General features: G+C 46.9%; 19 protein-coding genes. 13 read left to right on the forward strand and 6 right to left on the reverse strand.

Annotated elements, in window-relative coordinates; all coding sequences use genetic code 11:
- Positions 1-22: 22 nt before the first annotated feature.
- Positions 23-514, reverse strand: a complete 492-nt coding sequence (locus LRP54_RS07765) for a DUF2505 domain-containing protein (RefSeq protein ID WP_231205906.1) — start codon at positions 512-514, stop codon at positions 23-25.
- A gap of 64 nt (positions 515-578) precedes the next feature.
- Here LRP54_RS07765 and LRP54_RS07770 point away from each other — a divergent pair, with 64 nt between their 5' ends.
- On the forward strand, positions 579-2,033 hold the full coding sequence (locus tag LRP54_RS07770) for a sensor histidine kinase (RefSeq protein ID WP_231205905.1): 1,455 nt from the start codon (positions 579-581) through the stop codon (positions 2,031-2,033).
- A 243-nt stretch (positions 2,034-2,276) separates the two neighbouring features.
- On the opposite strand, the gene LRP54_RS07775 is transcribed toward LRP54_RS07770, so the two are convergent.
- Both LRP54_RS07775 and LRP54_RS07780 read right to left on the reverse strand, forming a co-directional pair.
- The gene (locus tag LRP54_RS07775; RefSeq protein ID WP_231205904.1) at positions 2,277-2,525 is read right to left on the reverse strand and encodes a WhiB family transcriptional regulator; all 249 of its coding nucleotides are present in this window, start codon (positions 2,523-2,525) and stop codon (positions 2,277-2,279) included.
- A gap of 200 nt (positions 2,526-2,725) precedes the next feature.
- Complete coding sequence (locus LRP54_RS07780; RefSeq protein ID WP_231235645.1) at positions 2,726-5,971, reverse strand: FtsK/SpoIIIE domain-containing protein; 3,246 nt, start codon at positions 5,969-5,971, stop codon at positions 2,726-2,728.
- Positions 5,972-6,132: 161 nt separating this feature from the next.
- Here LRP54_RS07780 and ligA point away from each other — a divergent pair, with 161 nt between their 5' ends.
- Positions 6,133-8,532, forward strand: a complete 2,400-nt coding sequence (gene ligA, locus LRP54_RS07785; RefSeq protein WP_442984659.1) for an NAD-dependent DNA ligase LigA — start codon at positions 6,133-6,135, stop codon at positions 8,530-8,532.
- Positions 8,533-8,603: 71 nt separating this feature from the next.
- Here the strand turns inward: ligA and LRP54_RS07790 are convergent, their stop codons facing one another.
- Positions 8,604-9,866, reverse strand: coding sequence for a phospholipase D-like domain-containing protein (locus LRP54_RS07790; protein WP_231235646.1), 1,263 nt, complete (start codon positions 9,864-9,866; stop codon positions 8,604-8,606).
- A 156-nt stretch (positions 9,867-10,022) separates the two neighbouring features.
- Between LRP54_RS07790 and gatC the strand changes: the two genes are divergently transcribed.
- The 6 genes from gatC (at position 10,023) to LRP54_RS07820 (ending at position 17,799) form a co-directional block, all read left to right on the forward strand.
- On the forward strand, positions 10,023-10,319 hold the full coding sequence (gene gatC / locus LRP54_RS07795) for an Asp-tRNA(Asn)/Glu-tRNA(Gln) amidotransferase subunit GatC (RefSeq protein ID WP_231235647.1): 297 nt from the start codon (positions 10,023-10,025) through the stop codon (positions 10,317-10,319).
- A 3-nt stretch (positions 10,320-10,322) separates the two neighbouring features.
- Entirely contained in the window at positions 10,323-11,834 is a 1,512-nt protein-coding gene (gene gatA / locus LRP54_RS07800; RefSeq protein WP_231235648.1) for an Asp-tRNA(Asn)/Glu-tRNA(Gln) amidotransferase subunit GatA, read from the forward strand.
- The gene (gatB, locus tag LRP54_RS07805) at positions 11,834-13,330 is read left to right on the forward strand and encodes an Asp-tRNA(Asn)/Glu-tRNA(Gln) amidotransferase subunit GatB (protein ID WP_231235649.1); all 1,497 of its coding nucleotides are present in this window, start codon (positions 11,834-11,836) and stop codon (positions 13,328-13,330) included. The genes gatA and gatB overlap by 1 nt, the downstream gene beginning before the upstream one ends.
- Positions 13,331-13,640: 310 nt before the next feature.
- Entirely contained in the window at positions 13,641-15,200 is a 1,560-nt protein-coding gene (locus LRP54_RS07810; protein ID WP_231235650.1) for a sugar ABC transporter ATP-binding protein, read from the forward strand.
- A gap of 15 nt (positions 15,201-15,215) precedes the next feature.
- On the forward strand, positions 15,216-16,472 hold the full coding sequence (locus LRP54_RS07815) for an ABC transporter permease subunit (RefSeq protein WP_231205898.1): 1,257 nt from the start codon (positions 15,216-15,218) through the stop codon (positions 16,470-16,472).
- Between the two features lie 193 nt (positions 16,473-16,665).
- A complete protein-coding gene (locus LRP54_RS07820) occupies positions 16,666-17,799 on the forward strand; it encodes a substrate-binding domain-containing protein (protein WP_231205897.1) in 1,134 nt (377 codons plus the stop codon).
- 129 nt (positions 17,800-17,928) lie between these two features.
- Here the strand turns inward: LRP54_RS07820 and LRP54_RS07825 are convergent, their stop codons facing one another.
- Positions 17,929-18,672 carry an ATP-binding cassette domain-containing protein gene (locus LRP54_RS07825; protein ID WP_231205896.1) on the reverse strand — a complete coding sequence of 248 codons (744 nt, stop codon included), beginning with the start codon at positions 18,670-18,672 and terminating at the stop codon, positions 17,929-17,931.
- Positions 18,672-19,856 carry an ROK family transcriptional regulator gene (locus tag LRP54_RS07830; RefSeq protein WP_231235651.1) on the reverse strand — a complete coding sequence of 395 codons (1,185 nt, stop codon included), beginning with the start codon at positions 19,854-19,856 and terminating at the stop codon, positions 18,672-18,674. The genes LRP54_RS07825 and LRP54_RS07830 overlap by 1 nt, the downstream gene beginning before the upstream one ends.
- Positions 19,857-20,032: 176 nt before the next feature.
- On the opposite strand from LRP54_RS07830, the gene LRP54_RS07835 reads away from it, so the two are divergent.
- The 5 genes from LRP54_RS07835 to LRP54_RS07845 all read left to right on the forward strand — a co-directional run bounded on the left by LRP54_RS07835 (position 20,033) and on the right by LRP54_RS07845 (position 24,008).
- Positions 20,033-21,259, forward strand: coding sequence for a sugar ABC transporter permease (locus LRP54_RS07835; protein ID WP_231235654.1), 1,227 nt, complete (start codon positions 20,033-20,035; stop codon positions 21,257-21,259).
- A 67-nt stretch (positions 21,260-21,326) separates the two neighbouring features.
- Positions 21,327-21,452 (forward strand): type II toxin-antitoxin system RelB/DinJ family antitoxin, encoded by a 126-nt coding sequence (locus LRP54_RS08425; RefSeq protein ID WP_269212816.1) that lies wholly within the window; start codon positions 21,327-21,329, stop codon positions 21,450-21,452.
- Positions 21,453-21,615: 163 nt separating this feature from the next.
- Positions 21,616-21,768: a type II toxin-antitoxin system YafQ family toxin gene (locus LRP54_RS08525; protein WP_442984664.1), complete on the forward strand. Its 153-nt coding sequence runs from the start codon at positions 21,616-21,618 to the stop codon at positions 21,766-21,768.
- Complete coding sequence (locus LRP54_RS08490; protein ID WP_331274813.1) at positions 21,707-21,964, forward strand: type II toxin-antitoxin system YafQ family toxin; 258 nt, start codon at positions 21,707-21,709, stop codon at positions 21,962-21,964. Before LRP54_RS08525 ends, LRP54_RS08490 begins: the two co-directional genes overlap by 62 nt.
- Before the next feature lie 613 nt (positions 21,965-22,577).
- Positions 22,578-24,008, forward strand: a complete 1,431-nt coding sequence (locus tag LRP54_RS07845; protein WP_231235655.1) for an NAD(P)-dependent malic enzyme — start codon at positions 22,578-22,580, stop codon at positions 24,006-24,008.
- Positions 24,009-24,329 lie beyond the last annotated feature (321 nt).

The raw sequence follows: 24,329 nt of genomic DNA on the forward strand, positions 1-24,329 counted from the left end.
CTGTGGATAAGTGGAAAGAGGTTCAGTAGTTGTGTTCGCTGAGCCATTCTTCGATAAGTTTTTCTTCGGAATGTGCTATTTCTTCCACAGAATGAGCGAGGAAATTTTCAATAGCGCGGCCAAAAAAAGGGATATGCACTGTGAAAGTCGCTGTAATGGCTCGTGAAGTTCCTTGAAGATCGGTAGTGAGTTTTTGATGAGCTTCCAGGGTAAACGGAAGATCTTGAGAGGAAATAACGGTGAATCCATTCCATGAAGTGTCTGTTTCTTTCAGCCATTTTTCTGTGATACGTACATTCTGCGTATCTGTTTTCTTCAGGAAAGGCAGTGCTTGTGCAGGAAAGAGGGAAGTTGGTATAGAGAGGTCTATGGTGAGGCCTTTATCAGTGGAATGATGGGTGTATTTTTTGAGTCCTGCGTGACGGATTCTGTACTCGCTGACGGCAGGATCCATCAGGGCATGCGCGACAGTGTCAATATTGCATGCATGATGGATATGTATTGTGATTTCCATGATTATCTCCGAGAAAACGTTATTTACTTCAGATAAGTGACATTCTCCCACTAGACTCGAATGTATGAGAAGCCTGACGCAGTTGGCTGAGGCCGCACGTTCGTTGCCCCTGACACCTAAAGATGTTGATTGGTTGCATCTTTTATTAGCTGATTGGCAGGTTCTTGCAGACCTTGCGGCAGCTGACCTTGTGTTATGGCTGCCGACAGAGGACGAGCGTTTCGTAGCGGTTTCGCATTGTCGACCAGCCACCTCAGCTACTGTCCATGTGGATGACATTATTGGATTGTATTTACCTGCGGCGCGTGAGGTGGAGATGCGGCGTGCTTTGCTGACGGGGAAAGTAGTGAAAGCTTCGTCAGCTCGCTGGGCGGGGACCTATTCCATGATGGAAACATGTGTCCCTGTTTCGCATGAGGGAAAAGTTATTGCGGTCGTTTCGTGTGAAGCGAATTTGTCGTCACCGCGTATGTCTATGGGATTTGAGACGTGGACTTTGCAGGCTGCCGATCATCTGTGTCATATGATGTCGCGTGGGGAATATCCGTATGATTCAACCCCTTCGGTGACATCACATGGTGTGCCGCGTGTACTTGATGGTGTGGTTCTTTTAGATGCTGATGGGCGTGTACAACAATTGACACCAAATGCGGTGTCGTGTTTGAAGCGTTTGGGTATTCATCGCACTGTTATTGGGCGTGTGCTTGTTCAAGAAATTACAGAGGTCGCTGGCGAGGAAACGTTAGCGGAAGAAACGCTTCCTGTGGTTTTGATGGGGCGTGCGTCTTGGCGGGTAGAAATAGCTGCTTATGCGTCAACGGTGACTATGCGTGCTTTACCTTTGCAGGATGGGCGTAAACGTTTGGGCGCTGTTGTGCTGACTCGTGATGTGACTGAAATGCGTCGTCGTGAACAAGAACTTATGACAAAAGATGCAACAATTAGGGAAATTCATCATCGTGTGAAAAATAATTTGCAGACAGTATCGGCTTTACTGCGTTTGCAGGCGCGACGAAGCGATCAAGCGGCTGTAAAGAAAGCGCTTGCAGAAGCTGAGCGTCGAGTCCAGTCGATTGCAACTGTGCATGAGGCCTTATCGCATAATGTTGATGAAACTGTGGATTTTGATGAGGTTGCGCGTTCGGTTCTGCGTTTATCTGGTGCTGTTGCTGTGACAGATCAATCTGTTGAGGTGGTGACCAGGGGGCGTTTTGGTATTTTGCGTGCAGAGCAGGCGCAGGCTTTAGCGTCGGTGTTGAATGAGCTTGTTGCTAATTCGGTGGAGCATGGCTTGAAATCGGGTCAGGGGACTGTAGTTGTGGATGCGCAAAGGGATGAGGACCGCTTAGTTATCACTGTAACTGATGATGGTGAGGGTTTTGATCCGAATGTGCCAATGAGTGGTTTAGGAACACAAATTGTGCGCCAAGTGGTGCGCGGTGAACTTCATGGAATCATTGAGTGGACTTCGCCGGAGCAAGGTGGTACGTGTGCCACTATTAAAATGCGCCCAGAATGATTGTGTGTGTGTGGACTTTTCTGAAAAAGTTCTATGTTAAAAGTTAGCTTTGTGGCTTTATAAGGGAATATGTGGGGTAGGTTCAGCCGTATTTAGGCTTGTGAGCTTGTTTTCCGCTTATGGCTGAATCAGGTCAATATTGTAAAAGCGCATATAAAGCATGGAATTATTCATGGGGTACTCGCACTTTTATTGCTGTAAGAAAATGTGGGAGTACGTGTCTGTACTCTTGGTGAGTGCAGCTCAGGATGTGCGTCGTGCGCGTGCTGCGCGTCGTTTAAGTGAGCGGCGTTCTTCTTCGCTCATTCCGCCCCAAACGCCTGAGTCTTGATTGTTGTCGAGAGCCCACTGTAAGCAAGTTTTCTGTACGGTGCATGTGGAGCACACTGCTTTAGCTTCGGCTGCTTGTGCGATAGCTGGACCCGTATTACCAATGGGAAAGAACAGCTCGGGGTCTACACTGAGACATGCTGCCTTACTCCGCCAGTCCATGTGTATATCCTCTTTTCAGGGTCGCTGTATCGTCACAATTTTATAGATGAAGAAAAAATCTCACTAGGGTTAAGTGTGGTGCATTCGTGTGCTCTGTTCAAGAGTTACTTTGAATATATTTGCTTTTTTTACTGTGTGAACCGTCACGTATTTTTAATACCTGGAAAAGTTGCAATAAAAATCCGCTGAAATTTCAGTTTTCATCTATGATCTATATAAAATCGTTCAAGTGTGCGCCCCTGCAAGAATAAACCGCACTTTTTTGGCCACTTACACGTATCGACACGTATTTTTCTTTCTCCTGTGAGCCCACGTAATGCTCGTACAGTTTCAGGTAAAGGTTCCGGTGCCAAAATATGTAAGTCAGGTGCAGCATGTATGCGTGGCCATTGTGTTGCAGGCACAATACACACCTCATCATGTCCTATGTCATGAGGGGAAATATCCGTGCGAAGATGCAGTGTTTTTCCTTGAAGTTCATAACAGCGTATGAGGGCATTGTGTGTGCTCTGGGTGTTATCTCCGATGATGACCCATCGTGCCTGTTTATGAATATGTAAGGGGGCTAAGTCGCTTCCGATTCGTAGGGGAATACGGGTGTTATGGCTGTTGTTTGCAAGTGGAGTGTGTTGAAGTCCTGCGTTGAAACTTTCTGCTGGCCTCGATGAAAATTCTTCCAGAGTACGTACTTTCCACTTTTGCTCTTGCGTTAAAGGTATATGAAAAACAAAGGGAGAATGGCCCGGGTTAATCTGAGGGATAGCTTGGGGTATGTGACAGGGGAATGCATTACCGTTCTCACAGACAAGAAATCGCCCAGGAATCCGCGATATATCTGGTGCCTGTGACAGGCCCGACCGTAATTTTTCTTCTGAAGTGAAAGCACGAATGAAACGTTGCTGAAAAGGGGCGTCATGCGGACAAGACAAACCAGGGAATGCTGCTGCAAGAGTAAAACCACAATAAGGGGAGATATGAAATAAAGTGCGTTGTAACTGTAAAGCAGCATGCGCGCCATACTCTGTTTCAAGGGTATTCATAGTGGCAGGAAAATCCTCAATGATGAGCACCGCTGGCACGTGATCTTCGATTTCTTCACATAAAGCAGCAACTTCATATGCTGATGTGTGTGGAACAATGCTGGAAATTATGGGGTGAATAAGGGAAGGATGGCAGAAGCCTCCTGATTGAGCATGTGGACGAGTAATAATATGAATAGGTCGTTGCGTAGCTACACCAATACGTATTCCCAGGCAACGAATCGTCTCGGCAAGTAGGTGAGCTTCATTTCCCGGCCCTTCGCAGGATATATGCCCTTGATTCCACATCAGCGTGGGCAAAGTATAGGGTGATACGGTTGAGCTATGTTTTTCCACCGAATGTGCGGTGTCATTGACAAGTGGAGGAATTTTTCCCGTATCTAAAAGCCCAAGTGAAATACCTCGGTCGTTATTTTCAGGTAAACAATCCCAGTCGAGTTTTTCAGGTAATTCAGGCAGCCACAATGGATCAGGGCGTTTGTGACCCCATATTTCTATCACTGAAGCAACAAATTCAGATGCACTGGGCACATAAGCCATTTGCACCTCACCATATGAGCTAATAATTGCGCGGCCCGGTATGCGTGGAAGTTGCGCTGCATCGTCAGAACCAATCAAATCGAATGAATCAGATTTCTCGGCGCATCTCAAGGCAATGCGAATATCCATATTGGCTTTCATCGTGGCATGAACGGCTCCACTTGGTCGTTGTGTTGCAGCGATCAGATGAAGCCCTAATGAGCGTCCTTGTGAAGCTAAACGTAAAACTGAATCCATGATATCGGGATGTTCTGCACTTACTTCACGAAACTCATCAATGGCAATCACTATAAAAGGAGGAGGTTTCGGGGCTGTCCCAGCGTGGAAAGCCCTATTCCAGGATGCAATATCTGCAAAACCGTGACTGTGGAGTAAAGATTCACGTAAATGGAGGTGCTGGTCAAGTGCGTGTAAGGCTCGTTGTGTTTCTTCCGGCTTAAAATTTGTTAATACTGCCACCACATGAGGCAAAGGCTGAAGTGGCGCAAAGGCGGCTCCACCCTTGTAATCAATCAAAACAAAACGTACCTTATCTGGACTGTGACGGTGAGCTAAAGAGAGTAGCCAGGTGATAAGTGCTTGCGATTTACCAGAGCCGGTTGTTCCAGCGAGTAAAGCATGAGGACCATCGCCAATAAGGTCAATTTCAACGGGAGCATGATGATGAGCAATGACCGTACTCAGCGAATGATTGCTGTGTGGCGCGTGCTGCGTAAGTAAATCACTGAGCATGACAGATGAAGGTAATTTTGCCGAATCGTGGACGTAACGAGCACATTGTAGGAACCATAACTGGCTGATAGGTGAGTGCTGTGCAGCGATGAGAGTATCGCACCAAGCGGGGAGGCCGTGCATAGTGTGTGCAGTTGCCAGTGAAATCCCTTGAAAAGATAAGTCCATTGGAGTGTTTTCATCTGCAATGAAAATCTTCAAAGGATTTTTTGCTGTTCCCATCTGTATGGACTTTCCTTGGGGCAAAGTAACATGAACGCTTCCCCAATAGGCAGCAATTTGCGCACACCACCATAAGGCCATTTCGTGTGCGTAGGGGCCATAAAAACCAGGTGCATAGACCGTTGTATCACGGTGATCTGCGGTGAAGTTTTTTTCGGCAGTTTCAGGAATAATTTGATGATAAACATGACGATGATGTGTGTGTCCGACCCAAATCAGCATATGAGAACGGGAGTTTTTCATATGTGGGGATACAGATGCTTCGAGGACAAGGCAAAGGAAAGCAGCGTCAATTGTGCGCCATTGTTTTCGGTTGCGAAAAATACGGTAGAGCTTCCACAAACCGGCTCCGATAATAAAAGAAAGACCCGCGCAGGTCACAATGATGAAAGCCCAATGCCATAACTCCTTGTGTGAATGAAATGAAAATAAAGAAGGGAGCCTCCAGAGGGCAAAAAGAATAAAAAAGAATGGTCCAATTCGTGTGGCATATGTGCGTAATGATCGTTCAGATGCAGGGGATTGAATCGTGGGCCACTGAAGGCGAGGAGGACGCGAACGTACATGAAAAATATCTGAACCGAGACGAATGTATTCTCCTGCATGCACAAGATGTTCATTTTGTTTCCTGATACGTCGCCACCAGGGTGTTCTTCTTTTCCAGTAAATAGGTTGGTATTCATGTGTGCAGGTGATTGTGATACCGGTACCAGTAGCCGTATGCACATTTTTTCGCGTGGCATGTATGTAGGCATGTTGACGTGAAATCGTAGGATCAGTTAAGGGAACATAACCTGCACGTCCAAGAATGCTGTGCGCAGTCAGGGGAATAACAGCGCCTTTATCAGGTCCAGCAATGCACGCGAGGTGGTAGCGGGATCGCAAAGCGGCTGTAGCAGTCCTTTCAGTCATTACGCTCTCTTTCTTCGATCTGTAATTCATTGTGGAAAAGAAAAATACGCGTACACGACTGGGGGGACAGACATGTGGATAAAGGCGACTCTTTCCACAACTTCGTTGAGATATGCGGTTGAACGTGAAATGAAATGTCAGGAAATGACACAATACATGTCATGGTGAGTGAGTATTCTGCCTTAGGGCATGGTGCGACTGTTGATTTTTCCAGTGAGCAAGCTCAACAACGTTATATGGAACTTGTTGAGCTCATTGAAAATGCGCGTGTTGCCTACTATGACAAGGACGATCCCACCATTTCAGACGCGCATTATGATGCCGCGTATCGTGAGCTTGAAAGTCTTGAGGAAAAGTATCCTCACCTGCGCTCGCAGACATCTCCTACTCTTTCTGTCGGTGGAAGTGTCCATAATCTTTTTACTCCGAGTACTCATCTGCAACGGATGATGAGTTTGGATGACGTATTTTCTTTGGACGAACTTGCAGCATGGGAAAGCCGGGTTCATACGGATAATGAGACAGCAATCCCTATGACCGTTGAAGTAAAAGTTGACGGTTTAGCAGTAAACCTCCTGTATGAAAATGGTTGCCTTATCAAAGCGGCAACACGAGGGGATGGGCGTGTAGGGGAAGACGTCACAGCGAATGTTCTGACAATTTCACGTGTTGTACGGCAACTAAAAGGTGATTCTTTCCCTTATCGCGTGGAAATTCGAGGAGAAATTTATTTTCCAGTTGCCGATTTTCACCAACTGAATGAAGCCCGTATTGCTGCGGGTGAAAAACCTTTCGTTAATCCACGTAATGCGGCTGCGGGGTCTTTACGTCAAAAAGATCCTGCAATTACTGCAAGCCGTCCTCTGGCTCTGTTGGTTCATGGCGTAGGTGAAGTTGAGCTATCTCCAACTGATTCGGATACGCTTCCACTTTTCCATATGCCAACAACGCAGTACGAGTGGTATCAGCAGATCGCGCAGTGGGGTTTACCGGTTTCACCACATACACGCTTGCTCACAGGAAAAACAGCAATTGAAGAAAGAATTAGTGAACTGGGAGCTATGCGTCACGACCTCGATCATGAAATTGATGGAGTGGTTATTAAGGTAAATGACCTGTCTTTGCAACGCTCTTTGGGAACCACATCCCGTGCACCGCGTTGGGCATGTGCATATAAATTTCCGCCAGAAGAAGTACACACCCGTCTGTTAGATATTCGTGTACAAGTGGGGCGCACAGGACGGGTTACTCCTTTTGGTGTCATGGAAACAGTACTTGTCGCAGGCTCGTATGTTTCACGCGCGACATTGCATAATCCAAGTGAAGTGGAACGTAAAGGCGTCTTGATTGGTGATGTCGTGGTTTTACGTAAAGCTGGCGATATCATCCCTGAAATTGTGGCTCCCGTTGTTTCTCAACGAAACGGTACAGAACGACCTTTTGTTATGCCGACGCATTGCCCTTCATGCGGTGCTCCTTTGGCGCCTGCTAAAGAAGATGATGTTGATGTACGCTGTCCGAATCAGGCGTCATGTCCAGCGCAAATTACTGAACGATTGGCTTTTATTGGCTCACGGCAGTGCTTTGATATTGAAGGTTTAGGCGCTGAAACGGCTTTAGCGCTGACACAGCCAGAGCTTCAGCGTGCGCAAGTTGCGGCCGCACTTGTCAGCGGCGAACCCGTATGTTTAGCTGACGGAAAAGTTCTCATGTACCCGGCAGATACGCCTGAAAATAACGATCATGCGCATATGCTTTCAGTTGCAGAAAATATGCTTCCAGAACTTCAAAGCCCTGTTTTACACAGTGAAGCTGATGTGTTTTCCTTGACGGCAGATATGCTTCGGGATGTGTACATATGGCAAAGAGGAATACTTCCTCAAGCAGTACGCGAAGCAACGGGTACAGAATACGGGTGGAAATATATTCGGGCTTTTTGGTCGAGCGGGCAGAGGCGTAAAGATGGTTCTTTCCGTAAAGGACAAGAAGAACGACCAACCAAAGGCCTAGTCACAATGCTCACTCAGCTAGAGGAAGCAAAACAACAACCTTTGTGGCGGGTAGTGAATGCTTTATCTATTCGTCATATTGGGCCAACGGGAGCGCAAGCATTAACTGTGGCTTTCCCGTCAATGGCTGCTCTTTCTCAAGCGAGTTTTGAGGAACTTTCGCAAGTTGAAGGTGTGGGGGCGACAATAGCTGAAGCACTTCAGGAATGGTTCAGTGTGGATTGGCATCGCCAGATTATTGAAAGCTGGGCGCATGCTGGGGTACGTATGGAAGATGAAGTGTCGCAGCCTTTATCTGACACATTACTGGGTGTGACAGTTGTGGTTTCTGGTTCGATGCCTGGCTATGACCGTGAAGGTGCTAAACAAGCAATCATTCAACGGGGAGGCAAAGCAACAAGTAGTGTTTCTCGTAAAACACATGTGGTTGTCATTGGTGAAGGATCAGGTTCTAAAGCTACGAAAGCTGAAGCACTTGGAATCCCTATTATTGATGCGCAGGATTTCACTACCCTTTTGGAAGGCGGCCTTGAGGCCGTTGGAATTTCTTAGGTTTTTCTTGCAACAAAATCTGATGAGTACTCGCCGGTGTACTTGATGTGAGCCTGTCAGATTTGCGGAAACTACACCATAAATTCAAATGGATGAAGGATGTATTCCAGAGCCTTCGTTGTCCACGAGCGATTCTCCCATTCTTCAATGGTGAGTTTGCGAGCAGTGGTGAGGTCATTGCGGAATATGAATTCCATATGTTGCGCGAGTTCACGTGAGTGGAACTGCATATTGACTTCGTAGTTTCCTTGCAGTGAAAGTCGGTCAATATTTGCTGTGCCAACGGTGGACCATCGTCCGTCTACTGTCATAGTTTTCGAATGGACCATCGCATGACGGTAGAGCCATATTTCAATTCCCGATCGTAATAATTGACCGTAGTACGGGCGAGCAACCCAGTCTGCCATTATGTGATTGGAATATTCGGGGATAAGGACCTGAATTTTTACGCCGCGTCGAGCTGCTGCACATAAGGCGTTGAGGATCTCACGGTCAGGTATGAAATACGCCTGTGTGATGAGGATACGATCAGTAGCTCTTTCAATAGCGTCAATGTAGAGCCCTCGAACTGGGTATAACAAACGCGAAGGTAAATTAAAAGCAGCGGTGATTTCTGTGTGCCATTCACGTGCTCCTTGGTCAGGTAGGCGGGGGTGGTGGCGGAGCTTGAAGTGATTCCAGAAATCAACAAATCCGTTTTCTAATTCCCATACTGCAGGTCCGGTAATACACACGTGGGTGTCACGCCATTCTTCTGCGAAAGGAATACCGATGTTGTAGCCTCCGACGAAAGCAGCTTTCCCATCGATGACGAGGATTTTACGGTGGTCCCTGCCTGTTCTACGTAAATCGAGGAGGAGCATTCCTAAACGTATTTCTGGGAAACGTCGGACGTATAAGTGCGGTATTTTTGGCATCCGATAAAAGAAGGGATTTTGGTTGAGTACGCCAAAACCGTCATATACGACATATACATCGACACCTCTGCGTGCTGCAGATATGAGTGCGTCTTTGAATTTTTGTCCCCATTCATCTGAACGCCAGATAAAGGTTTCAAAGTAAATATGTGATGTGGCGTTTTCAATATGTGCCAACATGTCAGAGTATAAAGACAGGCCTTCAGTGTATGTGCGTACAGTGTTATCGAAAATCTGTGAGTCAGTTGGGGAGACTGTGGGAAATCCATGTCTGCCGCCGGGTATGCGGCGTTTACGCATTCGGTCAATCGCATGAACTGTGACTACTGCTGCTGCCTGTGTGAGGAGCAGAGCTTTTCCCACGGTCTTGACCGTAGATATCACTTGCGGCAGAGTTGGCTTTTTCAAAGTCCACATGAATTTAGCCTAGCTTGGGAAACTTTCTTACGCGCACGTATTCAGTGACTGAATAGGTCTGTATGAGTGTGCGTATGTGACTTTTCACCTGAAATCTCAATATCGCCACCTGGCTGGCGCGCCTTTTTTGCTGCGGTTTTCGTTAGGATTAGCACTATGTCACGTATGAGTACCGACGAGGTCGCCCGCGTTGCAGGTTTGGCCCGTATTGCATTGACTGAAGAAGAGATTATCCGTATTGCTGAGGAACTTGATGCGATTGCCTCAGCTGTCGCTAAAGTATCTGAAGTGGCAACGCCGGATATTCCCGCTACTTCTCATCCGATTCCTTTAACAAATGTATGGCGTGCTGATGAAATTGGTCCGACTTTAGATCGCGATGAAGTGATGGCTCAAGCTCCGGCCAGCGAGGACGGAATGTTCATGGTTCCGCAGATTTTGGAGGAAGACTGACTGATGAATGAATTATTAAAGAAATCTGCATGTGAACTTGCTGTTGATCTTCGTGAGGGACGTATAACGGCTGTAGAACTGACAACAGCATGTCTTGATCGTATTGAGGCCGTGGATGGCCGTATTCACGCTTTTTTGCATATTGATCGTGAAGGAGCTTTGGCGACGGCTGCTGAGGTTGATGCTTTACGTTCTCAAGGCGAGGAATTACATCCTCTGGCCGGTATTCCTATTGCTGTTAAAGATAACATTGTGACACGTGGTATGCCGACGACATGTGCTTCAAAAATTCTTCAGGGGTGGATTCCTCCTTATGATGCCACTGTTGTGGAACGTATTAAAGCTGCTCGTTTACCTATTGTGGGTAAAACAAATATGGATGAGTTTGCTATGGGGTCCTCAACGGAACATTCAGCTTTCGGAGTGACACGTAATCCGTGGAATACTGACCGTATTCCTGGGGGTTCTGGTGGCGGTTCTGCTGCAGCGGTTGCCGCCTACATGGTTCCTTTAGCGTTGGGTTCTGATACGGGCGGTTCGATTCGTCAGCCTGCTTCGGTGACGGGAACCGTAGGTGCGAAGCCTACATATGGTGGGGTATCGCGTTATGGTTTGGTTGCGATGGCTTCTTCTTTGGATCAGATTGGGCCAGTGACACGTACAGTTGCTGATGCTGCTGCATTGACGGAACTTATTGGTGGTCATGATCCTTTGGATTCAACATCTTTGACCGCGCCTGTAACGGATCTTCATAATGCGGTGTGCAAGGTAGCGGATACGCGTTCATTACAGGGCCTCAAAGTGGGTGTGGTCAAAGAACTTTCAGGTGAGGGCTATCAGGCTGAGGTTCAATCTGCTTTTGAGGTAACAGTTGAGCGTTTACGTTCGGCAGGTGCTGAAGTTATTGAAGTGTCATGCCCGAACCTTGAGTATGCGTTGGCTGCGTATTACCTCATTATGCCGGCTGAAGTATCGTCGAATCTTGCTCGTTTTGATGGTATTCGTTATGGCATTCGTGTGGAACCAACACAAGGGCCGGTAACTGCTGAGCGTGTGATGGCTGCAACACGTGAAGCTGGTTTTGGTGATGAAGTGAAGCGTCGCATTATTTTAGGTACTCACGTGTTGTCGGCGGGATATTACGACGCTTATTATGGCTCTGCTCAGAAGGTACGTACACTCGTTCAGCGTGATTTTGACCGGGTTTTCGCTGATGTTGATGTTCTTGTGTCGCCTACCGCTCCAACGACAGCTTTCCGTTTGGGCGATAAGGTGGATGATCCTATGGCGATGTACTTATACGATGTTGCTACAATTCCAGCGAATCTTGCTGGTATTCCTGCGATGAGTATTCCTGTGGGATGCGATAATGAGGGTTTGCCTATTGGTTTCCAAGTTCTTGCTCCTGCGCATCATGATCTTCGTATGTATGAGGTGGCTGCTTTAGTTGAAGCGCTGACACCGGACGACATTGCTGGTAATTGTCCAGCTGCACAGTGGGAGGAAGTACTCTGATGACGGATATGATGGAATACGCGGATGCAGTGGCAGCCTTTGATCCAGTTCTTGGCATTGAGGTTCATGTTGAATTAGGGACCGCAACGAAGATGTTTGATGCGGCTCCTAACGCTTTTGGTGGAGATCCGAATACGTATGTTACTCCGGTTTCTTTGGGACTGCCGGGGTCGTTGCCGGTGGTTAATGCTCGCGCTGTGGAGTATGCGGTCAAGATTGGGCTGGCTTTGAACTGCAGTATTGCGTCAAGCTGTCGTTTTGCTCGAAAGAGCTATTTTTATCCTGATCTGACAAAAGCTTTCCAAACTTCTCAGTATGACGAACCAATTGCTTCTGATGGTTGGGTTGATGTTGAACTGGAAGATGGCACGCTTTTCCGTGTAGAGATTGAACGTGCTCATATGGAAGAAGATGCCGGTAAGAACACGCATGTGGGAGGCGCGACAGGGCGTATTCAGGGTGCTGCCTATTCCTTGGTGGATTACAACCGTGCAGGTGTTCCTTTGGTTGAAATTGTGACGCGCCCAATTGTAGGAGCTGGGGATCGTGCTCCCGAGGTGGCTCGTGCTTATGTGCAGACGTTGCGAGATATTTTCCGTGCTTTGGATGTTTCTGAGGCTCGTATGGAGCGGGGTAATGTTCGTGCTGATATTAACGTGTCTTTGCGTTCGGATCCTCACGCGCCTTTAGGTGTGCGCACAGAAACGAAGAATGTGAATTCTTTCCGTGGTATTGAGCGTGCTGTGCGTTTTGAGATTCAGCGTCAGGCCGCGATTCTTTCGCAGGGCGGTACGGTTATTCAGGAAACGCGTCACTTCCATGAGGAGGATGGTTCTACTTCTTCGGGGCGCGTGAAGTCGGATGCTGAGGATTATCGTTATTTTCCTGAGCCAGATTTGGTTCCTGTGGCTCCTGACGCGCATTGGGTTGAGCAGTTACGGGCTTCGTTACCTGAACTTCCTGTAGCAAAGCGTCGCCGTTTGCGTGCTGAGTGGGGCTGTACAGAAGTTGAGATGCGTGATGTGGTCAATGCGGGTGCTGTGGAGCTTATTGAGGCAACTGTGACGGCAGGTGCTTCGGCCACGGCAGCGCGTAAGTGGTGGATGGGCGAGTTGTCTCGTCGTGCTAAAGAGTTAGAAGTTGAACTGGCTGATTTACCGGTGAGCGTGGAGCAGATTGCTCAGTTGCAGGCTTTGGTTGATTCAGGACGTTTGACAGATAAGCTTGCTCGTCAGGTTTTGGAGGGCGTGCTGGCAGGTGAGGGTGATCCTGAAGCTATTGTTGAGGCTCGTGGCTTGGAAGTTGTTTCTGATGAAGGCACGTTGGTAGCTGCAGTTCAAGAGGCGCTTGATGCTCAGCCGGATGCTGTTGAGAAGATTCGGGGTGGGAAACTTCAAGCTGTTGGTGCTCTTGTGGGTGCTGTTATGAAGGCAACGAAGGGGAAGGCTGATGCGGCTCGTGTTCGTGAGCTGATTATGGAAATGATTGGTGTCTGATTCTTTCGTTTTTATGTGGATTTACCCTGTGTCACATTGAGTGGCACAGGGTTTTTCTGTAGTGAGGTGTTTTTGTGTGCACTGCATTGAAGGCTTTGTGTTTTTGATGAGGAATTGGTGCAGAGGATAGTTGAGTTGTTTTGTTTGATACTGAGTAGATATTGAATTTACTTCTTAAACGCAATATTACGATTTGATTACAAACCGTAGATTCTTTGCTTTTTTCAGCATATTCGGAGGGAAAAAAGGGCACACTGGGGACATGCGAGGCATTGAAGACTCGCAACCACCCATATTCAACGGAGAACACATGCTGAGACAACGAAACGAACGTCGGGTCTTAGAGATGCGTAACATCACTAAAGTTTTTCCGGGCGTCGTTGCTTTAGATGATGTGAACCTCGATGTACGTGCAGAAGAAATTCACGCAATATGCGGTGAAAACGGTGCAGGAAAATCGACTTTAATGAAAGTCCTTTCTGGGGTTCACCCGCACGGAACATATAGCGGACACATCCTTTTTGAAGGAACAGAAGTACGTTTTTCAACTATTCGTGATTCTGAACAGCACGGTATCGTCATCATCCACCAAGAACTAGCCCTCATTCCGCAACTATCCATCGCGGAAAACATGTTCATGGGGAATGAAATCGTAAAAAACTGCGCTATTAACTGGCACGAAACACGTAAACGTGCCAGAAAATATATGGCAGAAGTTGGTCTTGATGAAGACCCAGATACCCTCATTAAAGATATAGGAGTCGGCAAACAACAACTTGTTGAAATTGCGAAAGCACTAGCAAAAGATGTGAAGCTCCTTATTTTGGATGAACCTACATCGGCGCTGAATGAAGAAGAATCTGCTCATCTGCTCGACATCATGCGTAAACAACGTGAACGCGGTGTCTCTATGGTTATCATCTCGCACAAACTCGATGAAATTTCTGCAGTAGCTGATGCTGTAACCGTCATACGTGATGGGAAAACTGTCGGATGGATGGACACAGAAAAAGGGGCTCTTAACCAAAATGACATTATTCGTCTGATGGTCGGAAGACCTCTCGATAATCGTTTTCCTGAACACACTCCTCGCATTGGCGATGTGAAGTTTTCTGTTCGCGACTGGTGGGTACGCCATCCCATGAACACGGATCGTTGGGTCTGCAAAGGAACCTCCATCGACGTGCGTTCAGGGGAAATCGTTGGACTCGCAGGTCTGATGGGGGCCGGTCGTACCGAATTGGCTCGTTCTATTTTCGGACGTTCATACGGAATCTTTGAATCAGGTGAAATCTGTATTGATGGAAAAGTAGTGAAAGCTCAATCCGTTCCTGAAGCAATTGACTGCGGTATTGCATACCTGTCAGAAGATCGAAAAATGCTTGGCTTAAATTTGCTGGATACGATTCATCAATCAATTGTGTCGGCCCGTCCTCAAAAAATCACCCACCACGGGATTCTCAATATTCATGAAGGCGTATGCGTATCTGAAAAATACCGTCACAGCATGCGAATTAAAGCCCCAAGTGTCACGACAGGTGTTGGAACACTCTCAGGCGGAAATCAACAAAAAGTGGTTCTCGCCAAATGGATGTTCACTGATCCTGAAGTCTTGATTCTTGACGAACCTACCCGCGGTATTGACATTGGTGCGAAATACGAAATCTACACGTTCATCCAAGCTCTTGCCGATGAAGGGAAAGCAGTCATTGTGATTTCTTCAGAGCTACCAGAGCTTCTTGGAATTACTGATCGTATTTACACAATTTTTGAGGGAGAAGTAACCGGCGAAGTACCCACGAAGTTGGCTACTCAAGAAACCCTCATGCATTTGATGACTTCAACACACTCCCTCAACGACGAGCGATAATGAGGATTTGCTCCCATGAAAAAGAATATGAAAGAACTCTTTGGAGGCGATTTCCGTCAATTCGGAATGATCGCTGCGCTGATTACCATTGCTCTGTATTTTCAATGGACAACTGACGGCAAAGTATTCCAAGCACAAAATCTTATGAATCTTGTCCTTGGCAATACGTATGTTTTGGTTCTTGCGATCGGTATGGTTCTGGTTATTATCGCTGGCCATATTGATCTATCTGTCGGCTCTGTCGCAGCAACAGTCGGCATTGTTGTTGCTGTCGTGATGAGGGATTATGGGGTTCACCCTTGGCTGGCAATCATTATTGGTTTGCTTCTGGGAATCCTTATAGGCGCATGGCAAGGATTCTGGGTAGCAAAATGGGGAATTCCTGCTTTCATCGTTACTTTAGCCGGGATGCTTCTTTTTAGAGGAATGAACCAATTTATCGGCCATTCATTAACGGTTCCCGTTCCTGAACTTTTCCAAACCCTTGGTGCAGGCTATTTACCTGATATTGCTCCCGAGGTCATTCCTTTTAACTTACCAACCATGATTCTTGCAGTTTTGGCCGCATCTGCTGTGGTTATCGCAGAATTACGTTCACATAAAAGAAAATCAGAACTCGCTCACACCCCAGTGCCACTGTGGATTCCTTTAATGCGCGCTGTCGTCATCAGTATTGTGATTATTGCTTTTGGCTGGATTTTTGCGACAGGACGAGAAGGCACATCTTTCCCGATACCGGGTGTCATTGTTGTTGTTCTTGCCTTGGTGTATTCATTTATCGCAGAACGCACAATACTTGGACGCTCTGTGTATGCCATTGGTGGCAACAAAGCTGCTGCTGAACTTACCGGTGTCAAAGTTGTGAAAACGAATTTCTTTGTCATCTGTAACTCTGCTTTCCTTGCCGCTATTGCTGGCATCCTCTTTATCGGTCGCTCCACAGCGTCAGGTCCCGCTGATGGCAATATGTGGGAATTAGACGCGATTGCTGCCGTTTTCATTGGTGGAGCCGCTGTATCTGGTGGTATCGGAACCATCGGCGGAACAATGGTTGGCGCACTTGTGATGGCTTTCTTAAATAACGGCCTTCAACTGTTGGGGGTTGGTTCAGATAAAACACAGATGATTAAAGGTTTGGTCCTCCTGATTGCAGTGGCATTAGATGTGTACTCCAAACGTCAAGGACGGCGTTCGATTATTGGAACTTTCATGAATGCGCGTGCGCGACAGCAAGAAAAGACAACAGATCAGGCGATGAAAACCTCAGCGTAGCTATTTCCCCAGATTTTCACAGAACACAACTGAAAATCAGAAAACAGATTTCCGATGCGTACACATACCAAGGACAGTCAGAGCCGACGGAGCCGGTACGCCTCGGCATGGAACTCACGTTCCCAAGCCCCGTAAGGGACAACGTGCGGATAACGCACACATATGTATGAAAACAACCGAAGAAGGATCTCCCATGAAAACATGGAAAAATATTGCTGCGCTTGGAGCAGCCGCGGCTCTTGCCCTCACAATGAGTGCATGTGGAGCACGTAATGCCGATACTGCGACTAGTAGTGAAGGTGCTACATCAGGAGCAATGACCGGTAAAGTGTCAATTGGTATTGCGATGCCTCAAAAGACTTCACAAAACTGGGTAGAAGCTGAAGAAATATTTAAGACAAGTTGTGCAGAAGCATCGGTGGATTGTCAGATTCAATTTGCCAATGGCGGTGTTGCTGAGCAGCAAAATCAAATTTCAGCAATGATTGAAAATGGTGTGAAAGTCCTTGTCATCGGTGCAATTGACGGCTCTCAGCTGGGTACTCAACTTGCCGCAGCCAAAGCTGCAGGGATCAAAGTTATTGCTTACGATCGCTTGCTCACAAATACAACAGATCTGGACTATTACATCGCCTACGATAACTTTGGTGTGGGCCAGCTCCAAGGTAAAGCTTTGCTTGATGGACTAGAAGCAAAAGGCGGGAATAAGCCATGGAATATTGAAGTCTTTGCTGGCTCCCCTGATGACTCTAACTCGTTGAAGTTCTTCAACGGTGCGATGGATGTTCTTCAGCCAAAAGTCGATGATGGAACGCTTGTGATTAAATCCGGACAAAGCGATTTCACTCAAGTAGCAACACAAGGCTGGTTACCAAAAAATGCGCAGGACCGCATGGCAGCTTTGCTGACATCCACTTATCAAGGTGACGCAGTTCCTGCAGGTGTTCTTTCACCGAATGACACCTTGGGTCGTGCCATTATTACCGCCATTGAACAGGCTGGGAAGTCAATTCCTGTAGTTACCGGTCAAGACTCTGAGGATGAATCCGTTACATGGGTTGTCCAAGGCCGTCAGTACTCGACAATTTTCAAAGATACCCGCCCGTTAGTCAAAGATGCGGTGTCATTAGCTGTTGCCCTGGCACAGGGGAATGACAATCCGAAGATTGAAGGAGCCACGCTAGATCAGACCCAATACGAGTCTAAGAAAGGCAATCCTGTGAAATCATTCTTGCTCACACCCAAGATTGTGACCGCAGAAAATGCTGCTGACGTGTACAAGAATGATGAGATTCGTTTGAAGCTTGTCGAAAAAGCACAGAAGTAAATTTTTACTACTTCCATCACATTCGTAAGGTCGGGTCAAAGCTATGCTTTGGTCCGACCTTTGTGTTTCGCAGGTTTTACTGAAAGCGTTGAAAACACAGAGAAAATGCCAGAAGGAAAGAAAGACGGGTTATTTCACGCGAGTTGCACCTGTAATTGCAGCAATAATGTCTTCAATTGCTGTTTTTTGGGCTGTGAAACTGCCATTATTACGGCCATGCCGAAGGACCTCTACTCGATCAGCAACCGCTGTCACATCTGTGAGATTATGCGATATAAAAATGACACCCAGCCCCAGATCTCTGAGCCGTTCGATATGCGTCAGAACTTCGGCGGTTTGACTTACTGATAGTGAGGCTGTTGGCTCATCAAGGATGACAAGTCGAGGTCTTGACACAAGTGTTCGCGCGATAGCCACGCACTGGCGTTGCCCAGCTGATAACTCATACAAGGGAACAGTCACATCGGGGATACGTGAGTTGAGCTGATCTAAATACTCGCGTGCTTGCACCACCATTGATGCCTCGTCAAGAAAAAATCCTTGGCGTTGCTCTTGCCCAAGGAAAATATTCGAGGCCACATCCAAATTGTCACATAAAGCAAGTTCTTGAAAAACAGGAGCAATTCCCATAGATAAAGCAGCTTGCGTATTTGGAATAACAACGGCTTGCCCATCTAAACGAATAAGACCTGAAGATGGTGAAAGCACGCCGGAAATAATGCGTGCAAGAGTTGATTTACCGGCTGCATTGTCACCAACGAGTGCTACAACCTCATGTCGATTAACACGTAAGTGAACATCAACGAGGGCTTCGACTCCGCCAAAGCGTTTCGTAATTTTTCTGAGTTCCAACAGGGGAGTTTCATTCAGCATCAGGCAACCTCCGATGTTGCGGTGATTGGATCAGAAAAAGTTTGCAAGGCCAAAGCAAGCGCACCTTTTGATTCTGCGGTTCCATGCAGTGCGCTTTGTACGACGCTAACACGGTCATACCCTAAAAGAGGACGCGTACGAATCGCAGAGGAAAGGGGAGCTAGGAGGATATCACCTGTTTCCGCTAGTTCACCTCCGACGACAATACGTTGCGTATCGAGCCATGTGATGAGGTTAGCGACAACTTGACCAATGGTGGTGCCCGCATCTGAAATAAGGTGCACGCATCCAGGGTCACCATCATTGGCTAAGGTAATCACATCACGTAAAGATAAATGTCCTCGTGATACGCGTAAAAGATCTATCAGCGCATCTGCGCCTACAACGGTATTGAGGCATCCTCTGTTCCCGCATTGACAAATTGGTCCGAGGGGATCTACCTGTACATGTCCGATTTCACCAGCAATCCCATGAGGACCGTGATGGAGTTTCCCATTGAGCATGATGCCCGCGCCGCAATGGTAGGAAGCGCGAATATATACGCCGTCACTGTACCCGCGAAGATTCCCGTAGAGGTACTCACCGATTGCAGCAGCATTTGCGTCATTTTCTACAAGAACAGGGCGTCCCAGACGACGTTCGAGAACATGACGAATATCGGTTTCTTCCCAGTCGCGCATGATGCCGCGGACTGAAATATTACGAGTATGCGGGTCTATGGGGGCCGGTAGTGCTAGACCAATGCCGACAATTTCATCAAGGGGGACCCCCATTTCATCTGTTAATTCAGAAATTAATAAGGCCGCGCGATCTAATGTGGTATCCGCCCGGTGATCTGTAGGCAGGGGGAGTACTTTTTCGGCGGTAATCGTATGGGAGGCATCAGCGATTTCAATACGCAGAGCACGTTTAGCAATATGAACACCGACGGCTAAAGCGGATTGCGTACGTAGATGCACAAGCTGCGCGCGCCGGCCTGAGCGAATCGTATTTTCTGTGGCGACAACTCCACGTTCAACAAGTTGTTTGACGATATTGGAAATTGTGGCGGAAGAAAGTCCTGTGACAGCAGCCAATTCAACCTGTGTGATACGACCATATCGCTGAATGGCATCAACAACCCGGACACTATTAGCTTCTCGCAGTGAAGCTTGTGACCCAGAAGGACCTCCATATAAAACCACGTACCTACGCTATCAGTTTGTCAGCACATGTACGGGGCTGTCCTCATAAATTCGATAGAAAAAAATATTTTTAACGGGATTTATCAATATCCCTATAGGATAGGGATGTACGAAGGAACAGACAGAAGTAACGCCTGATCGTAAAGAAGCGCGGGTGAAAGGAGTCTGCAGTCGTTATGCATATCTTTGACTTTTTCCTGGGACGGAATAGGCACACGTATCTTGTAGCGAATGTGTTAATTGTTCTTGTTGTCATCTTTGAGTATGCGACGCATGGGCACATGTTGAGTGCATCGAATTTACATAATTTACTTGCAGGAAATTCCTATATTTTTGTTTTGACGATCGGCATGGTTTTAGTTGTCATCATCGGCCAAATCGATTTGTCGGTTGGCTCTGTCGGAGCTTTTGTTTCGATGACAATGGCTTTAGGAATGGCGCATGGGGGTATTCCTTTTTGGCTGGCTATTCCTGCGAGCCTTGTGCTGGGTGGTTGTATTGGAGCTTTTCACGCGTTTTTTCTTGCATATTTTGCTGTGCCAAGTTTTGTGATTACTTTGGCAGGTATGTTGATTTTCCGAGGTTTATTGCTGTGGGAATCTCAAGCATTATCTGTTCCTGTCCCTACGCAATTCCAATTTCTTGGGTCAGGTACGTTGCCGTATTTTGGTCGTTTCTTGGGCGTTGATATAGCGACATGCATTTTTGGTTTATGCGTTGGCTTGATCTTTATGTGCGATCAGTGGCGACGCCAGAAAAATATTGCGCGTGCTGGTGCGCAGGTACGCAAAAGTTCGTTTATTTTTCGTTGTCTGCTCTTGTTTTTCTGTGTGAGCGTATGCGTATGGCTATTCGGTCGAGGTCCTATAGGGACTGCTGTTCCTTTATCGGCTCTTGTGGTTTTTATCCTGGCAGTGATTTATCATTTCCTGTTACAAAGAACAACTTTCGGGCGTCACGTGTACGCTGTGGGTGGTAATCCGGTGGCAGCCCATTTATCCGGTGTTAATGTGCAACGGATTCAATTTATTGTCTTGACGAATATGGGAGTTTTAGCTGCTCTTGCGGGGATTTTGTTTACGGCGCGAGCTACGGCAGCTGGTCCGCAAGATGGTGCTTTATGGGAGCTTGATGCAATTGCTGCGGTTTTTATTGGAGGAGTAGCGATTTCAGGTGGGACAGGTAGCGTCATTGGTGGTGTTCTGGGTGCTCTTGTCATGGCAGTTCTTAATAATGGTTTGCTTTTATTAGGTGTGGGTTCTGATCGTGCGCAGGTAATTAAAGGAATTGTCCTTGTTGTTGCTGTGCTTTACAGTTTGCTTTCGCGTCAGCAAAGAAATGTGTCTTTTGCTCAGAAACTGATGCGTTCGCGGGCTTTTATGACTCAAAATTTTCCCCACTGAAAGAAGGGGAGCAGACCCTAGTGCGCGATGGTTACGCTCACGCCTGTAAATGTGTAGGTGACCTGTGATGCCAAAAACAGCACATATTAATATTCGTGTTAAACCAGAAATAAAAGAGGACGCGGAACTTCTTTTCTCAAGCTTTGGCATATCGGTGACAGATGCGATCAATATTTTCTGCGCACCTTTTTAATGGAGGGCGGGTTTCCTTTTCCTATCAAGCGCTCTCACGCATCAGATACCACGCAGGCAGCTTGCGAACAAGTACGTGACATGATTGCAGGGAAAATCCCTATGGAGTGTTTTTCGAGTGTAAAAGCGTTGTTTGATGCTCTTGATGAGGAAGAAAAACGCTAATGCTCAATGTGGCTGTATCCTCACAGTTTTGCCGAGACTATAAGCGGATGAAAAAGTGTGGCATGGATATGTCTTTGCTGGAAAAGATTCTTGAAACTTTATGTAGCGACGATTCCTTACCTGCGCGACATAGAGGACAGAGGACGACCTGAACAAAAATCCATACGCGGTGATTCCTTACCTGCGTGGCATAGAGATCATGCTCTTAAAGGCGATTATGTAGGGTTTCGTGAATGTCATATTCAACCAGTTCAACCAGATTGGCTCCTGATTTACACCATTAACGAGTATGAACTTATTCTTGTAGCCACACGGACCGGGACACACTCTGACCTGTTTTCTACGTGAAAAAACAAGTACCGCCACAGTCTTACGCGGCCATACCCACTTTTTAGAGACTAAGACTTTGTGTGCGCAGATATGGGGATTTTTGACTAGGCGTCACACAAAAATAGGCAAGAAGTAAGGTCCCTACATCAACGATACTCACATGAAAGCAGCCCGAAGAACCCATATGATGCTTCATTATTCTCTCACTGATATTTCAGCCAGAACATAGAAATTTACCGTTAAATACTGTCGCTATTAAGGAAAATCGCTTTAACATTGTGCCGAAGGACCTTGCCACCTGTCCTTATTGAAATGTTTTAACGGTGCACCTTGGCAAATAAGATCTTCACAACGTCTATTTTGTTGAAAATACAGAAACTGACCTTTTGACTCCGGTTATAGGTGAGTATTTTCTTAGGAGTTCATACTGTTTCTTGCAGCTACACATATGCGCAGAGAACTCCCAAATCTACGCTGAAAAACAGTGTGTTTTACGTAATTTTTACATGTGACTTCACTTTCATTTGCTCACTAGGTGATGCAACTCGTCAGCAAAAGAAATGAAATGCCTACGATGGTCACGTTATAAGGTCCGTTAGCGGCTTTTGAGCCGTATCATACAAGGAGTATTATGCGTACTTCGCCCTCCTATACTGCTTCATATCGGTTAGATCTGGATGAAGGACAGACTTCGATTGCTGGGGTTGTTGCAGCTGTCGTTGAAACAGGGGCACAGATCAAGGGGCTGGATGTTGCCGATTCTGATCGTGGACGCCTGATCGTTGATGTGACCTGTGATATGCGTGATTCTGAACATCGCCGACAAGTTGAAGCTGTGCTTGACTCATTACCGGGTGTGGCGACTTCTTCAGTTGCAGATCAAACCTTCCTGTCACATATTGGCGGTAAAATTGAGCTTGCTTCAAAGGTTCCGTTGCGTAACCGTGATGATCTTTCCCGTGCCTACACTCCTGGCGTAGCTCGCGTATGTACGGCGATCCATGACATGCCTCAAAAAGCGCATTTATTGACGATGAAGGCAAATTCGGTGGCGGTTGTCTCGGATGGTACAGCTGTCCTTGGACTTGGAGATATCGGACCAGAGGCTGCTTTGCCGGTTATGGAAGGTAAAGCTGTCCTTTTCAAGCAGTTCGGTAACGTTGATGCCTGGCCGGTTGTTTTAGATACAAAAGACACCGATGAGATTGTTCGTATTGTTAAAGCTATTGCTCCCGCTTATGGCGGTATTAATCTCGAAGATATTTCAGCGCCGCGATGCTTTGAAATCGAGGAGCGTTTACGCGCAGAGCTAGATATTCCGGTATTCCACGATGATCAGCATGGGACAGCAATTGTTGTTTTAGCTGCACTACTGAATGCCCTCAAAATTGTCGGGAAACGTATTGAGGATGTGCGCATCGTTGTTTCTGGAGTCGGAGCAGCAGGTAATGCCATTATCAAATTACTGATGGCTCAAGGTGCGACCGATATTGTGGGTTATGGTCGTTCGGGTGCTTTGAATGCTGATGAAGTATCTGATGACATGCATCCGGCACGTCGTTGGTTGGCTGAAAATACTAATCCTCGTCGTGTGAAAGGTTCGTTAGCTGAGGGCTTGCGTGATGCGGATGTTTTCATTGGTGTTTCGCAGGGCAATATTTTGACGGCTGATGATGTAGCAACAATGGCCAAAGATTCTATTGTTTTTGCTTTAGCGAATCCGACTCCTGAGGTTGATCCGATTGCTGCGGCTCAATATGCGCGTATCGTGGCAACGGGGCGTTCTGATTATCCGAATCAGATTAACAACGTTTTGGCTTTCCCAGGTTTATTCCGTGGTTTGCTTGATGCGAAGGTGAAAGAAATTACGACGGAGGTACTCCGTGTCGCTGCTGTTGCTATTGCTGATGTGATTTCGGTTGATGAACTCGGTGCGAATTACATTATTCCTGGCGTATTTGACGAGCGTGTGCCGCGAGCTGTTTCGCGTGCAGTTCGGCAAGCTGTTCGTGATTTGCCGACGGTAGATATTCCTGTACAAGAACACTTAGGTACTTGTTGAGTTTCCTTCGTATATTTTGTGAGGTCCATCGCTTCTTTTTGGAAAAGCTACGTAGCTTGACAGGTTTTTTGAGGCTGTGTATTTCCTGAGAGTGTGGCTTTGCTGAGTGAAAGTCCGTGCGGAAACGGGTGTGCAGTGGTAACTGTTCCCTGATTCTGCGCGGACTTTTCCTTGTTTTTGAGGGATTTTAGAGGGCTTTCTGTGTTTGTGTGTTTGGTGTCATAGTGTTTTGGTTTGACGTGTGCGTGGTGGGGTGGGTATTGTTTTTGTTTGTCGCCTGATGGGGTTTGCCGGTTGTGGTGGGTTTTGTTGGGTGGTGTG

Origin of the sequence: Schaalia sp. lx-100 (assembly GCF_021083625.1) — a bacterium.
GTDB lineage: Bacteria > Actinomycetota > Actinomycetes > Actinomycetales > Actinomycetaceae > Pauljensenia.

Bases quoted from the DNA above. Each gene is read 5' to 3' on its own strand.
- LRP54_RS07775 (WP_231205904.1), bottom strand. From the start codon at position 2,525: ATGGACTGGCGGAGTAAGGCAGCATGTCTCAGTGTAGACCCCGAGCTG.
- LRP54_RS08425 (WP_269212816.1), top strand. From the start codon at position 21,327: ATGCCAAAAACAGCACATATTAATATTCGTGTTAAACCAGAAATAAAA.
- LRP54_RS07780 (WP_231235645.1), bottom strand. From the start codon at position 5,971: ATGACTGAAAGGACTGCTACAGCCGCTTTGCGATCCCGCTACCACCTC.
- LRP54_RS07815 (WP_231205898.1), top strand. From the start codon at position 15,216: ATGAAAAAGAATATGAAAGAACTCTTTGGAGGCGATTTCCGTCAATTC.
- LRP54_RS07825 (WP_231205896.1), bottom strand. From the start codon at position 18,672: ATGCTGAATGAAACTCCCCTGTTGGAACTCAGAAAAATTACGAAACGC.
- LRP54_RS07835 (WP_231235654.1), top strand. From the start codon at position 20,033: ATGCATATCTTTGACTTTTTCCTGGGACGGAATAGGCACACGTATCTT.
- LRP54_RS07845 (WP_231235655.1), top strand. From the start codon at position 22,578: ATGCGTACTTCGCCCTCCTATACTGCTTCATATCGGTTAGATCTGGAT.
- gatA (WP_231235648.1), top strand. From the start codon at position 10,323: ATGAATGAATTATTAAAGAAATCTGCATGTGAACTTGCTGTTGATCTT.
- LRP54_RS07765 (WP_231205906.1), bottom strand. From the start codon at position 514: ATGGAAATCACAATACATATCCATCATGCATGCAATATTGACACTGTC.
- LRP54_RS07770 (WP_231205905.1), top strand. From the start codon at position 579: ATGAGAAGCCTGACGCAGTTGGCTGAGGCCGCACGTTCGTTGCCCCTG.
- LRP54_RS07810 (WP_231235650.1), top strand. From the start codon at position 13,641: ATGCTGAGACAACGAAACGAACGTCGGGTCTTAGAGATGCGTAACATC.
- LRP54_RS07820 (WP_231205897.1), top strand. From the start codon at position 16,666: ATGAAAACATGGAAAAATATTGCTGCGCTTGGAGCAGCCGCGGCTCTT.
- gatB (WP_231235649.1), top strand. From the start codon at position 11,834: ATGACGGATATGATGGAATACGCGGATGCAGTGGCAGCCTTTGATCCA.
- LRP54_RS08525 (WP_442984664.1), top strand. From the start codon at position 21,616: ATGCTCAATGTGGCTGTATCCTCACAGTTTTGCCGAGACTATAAGCGG.
- gatC (WP_231235647.1), top strand. From the start codon at position 10,023: ATGTCACGTATGAGTACCGACGAGGTCGCCCGCGTTGCAGGTTTGGCC.
- ligA (WP_442984659.1), top strand. From the start codon at position 6,133: ATGGTGAGTGAGTATTCTGCCTTAGGGCATGGTGCGACTGTTGATTTT.
- LRP54_RS07790 (WP_231235646.1), bottom strand. From the start codon at position 9,866: ATGTGGACTTTGAAAAAGCCAACTCTGCCGCAAGTGATATCTACGGTC.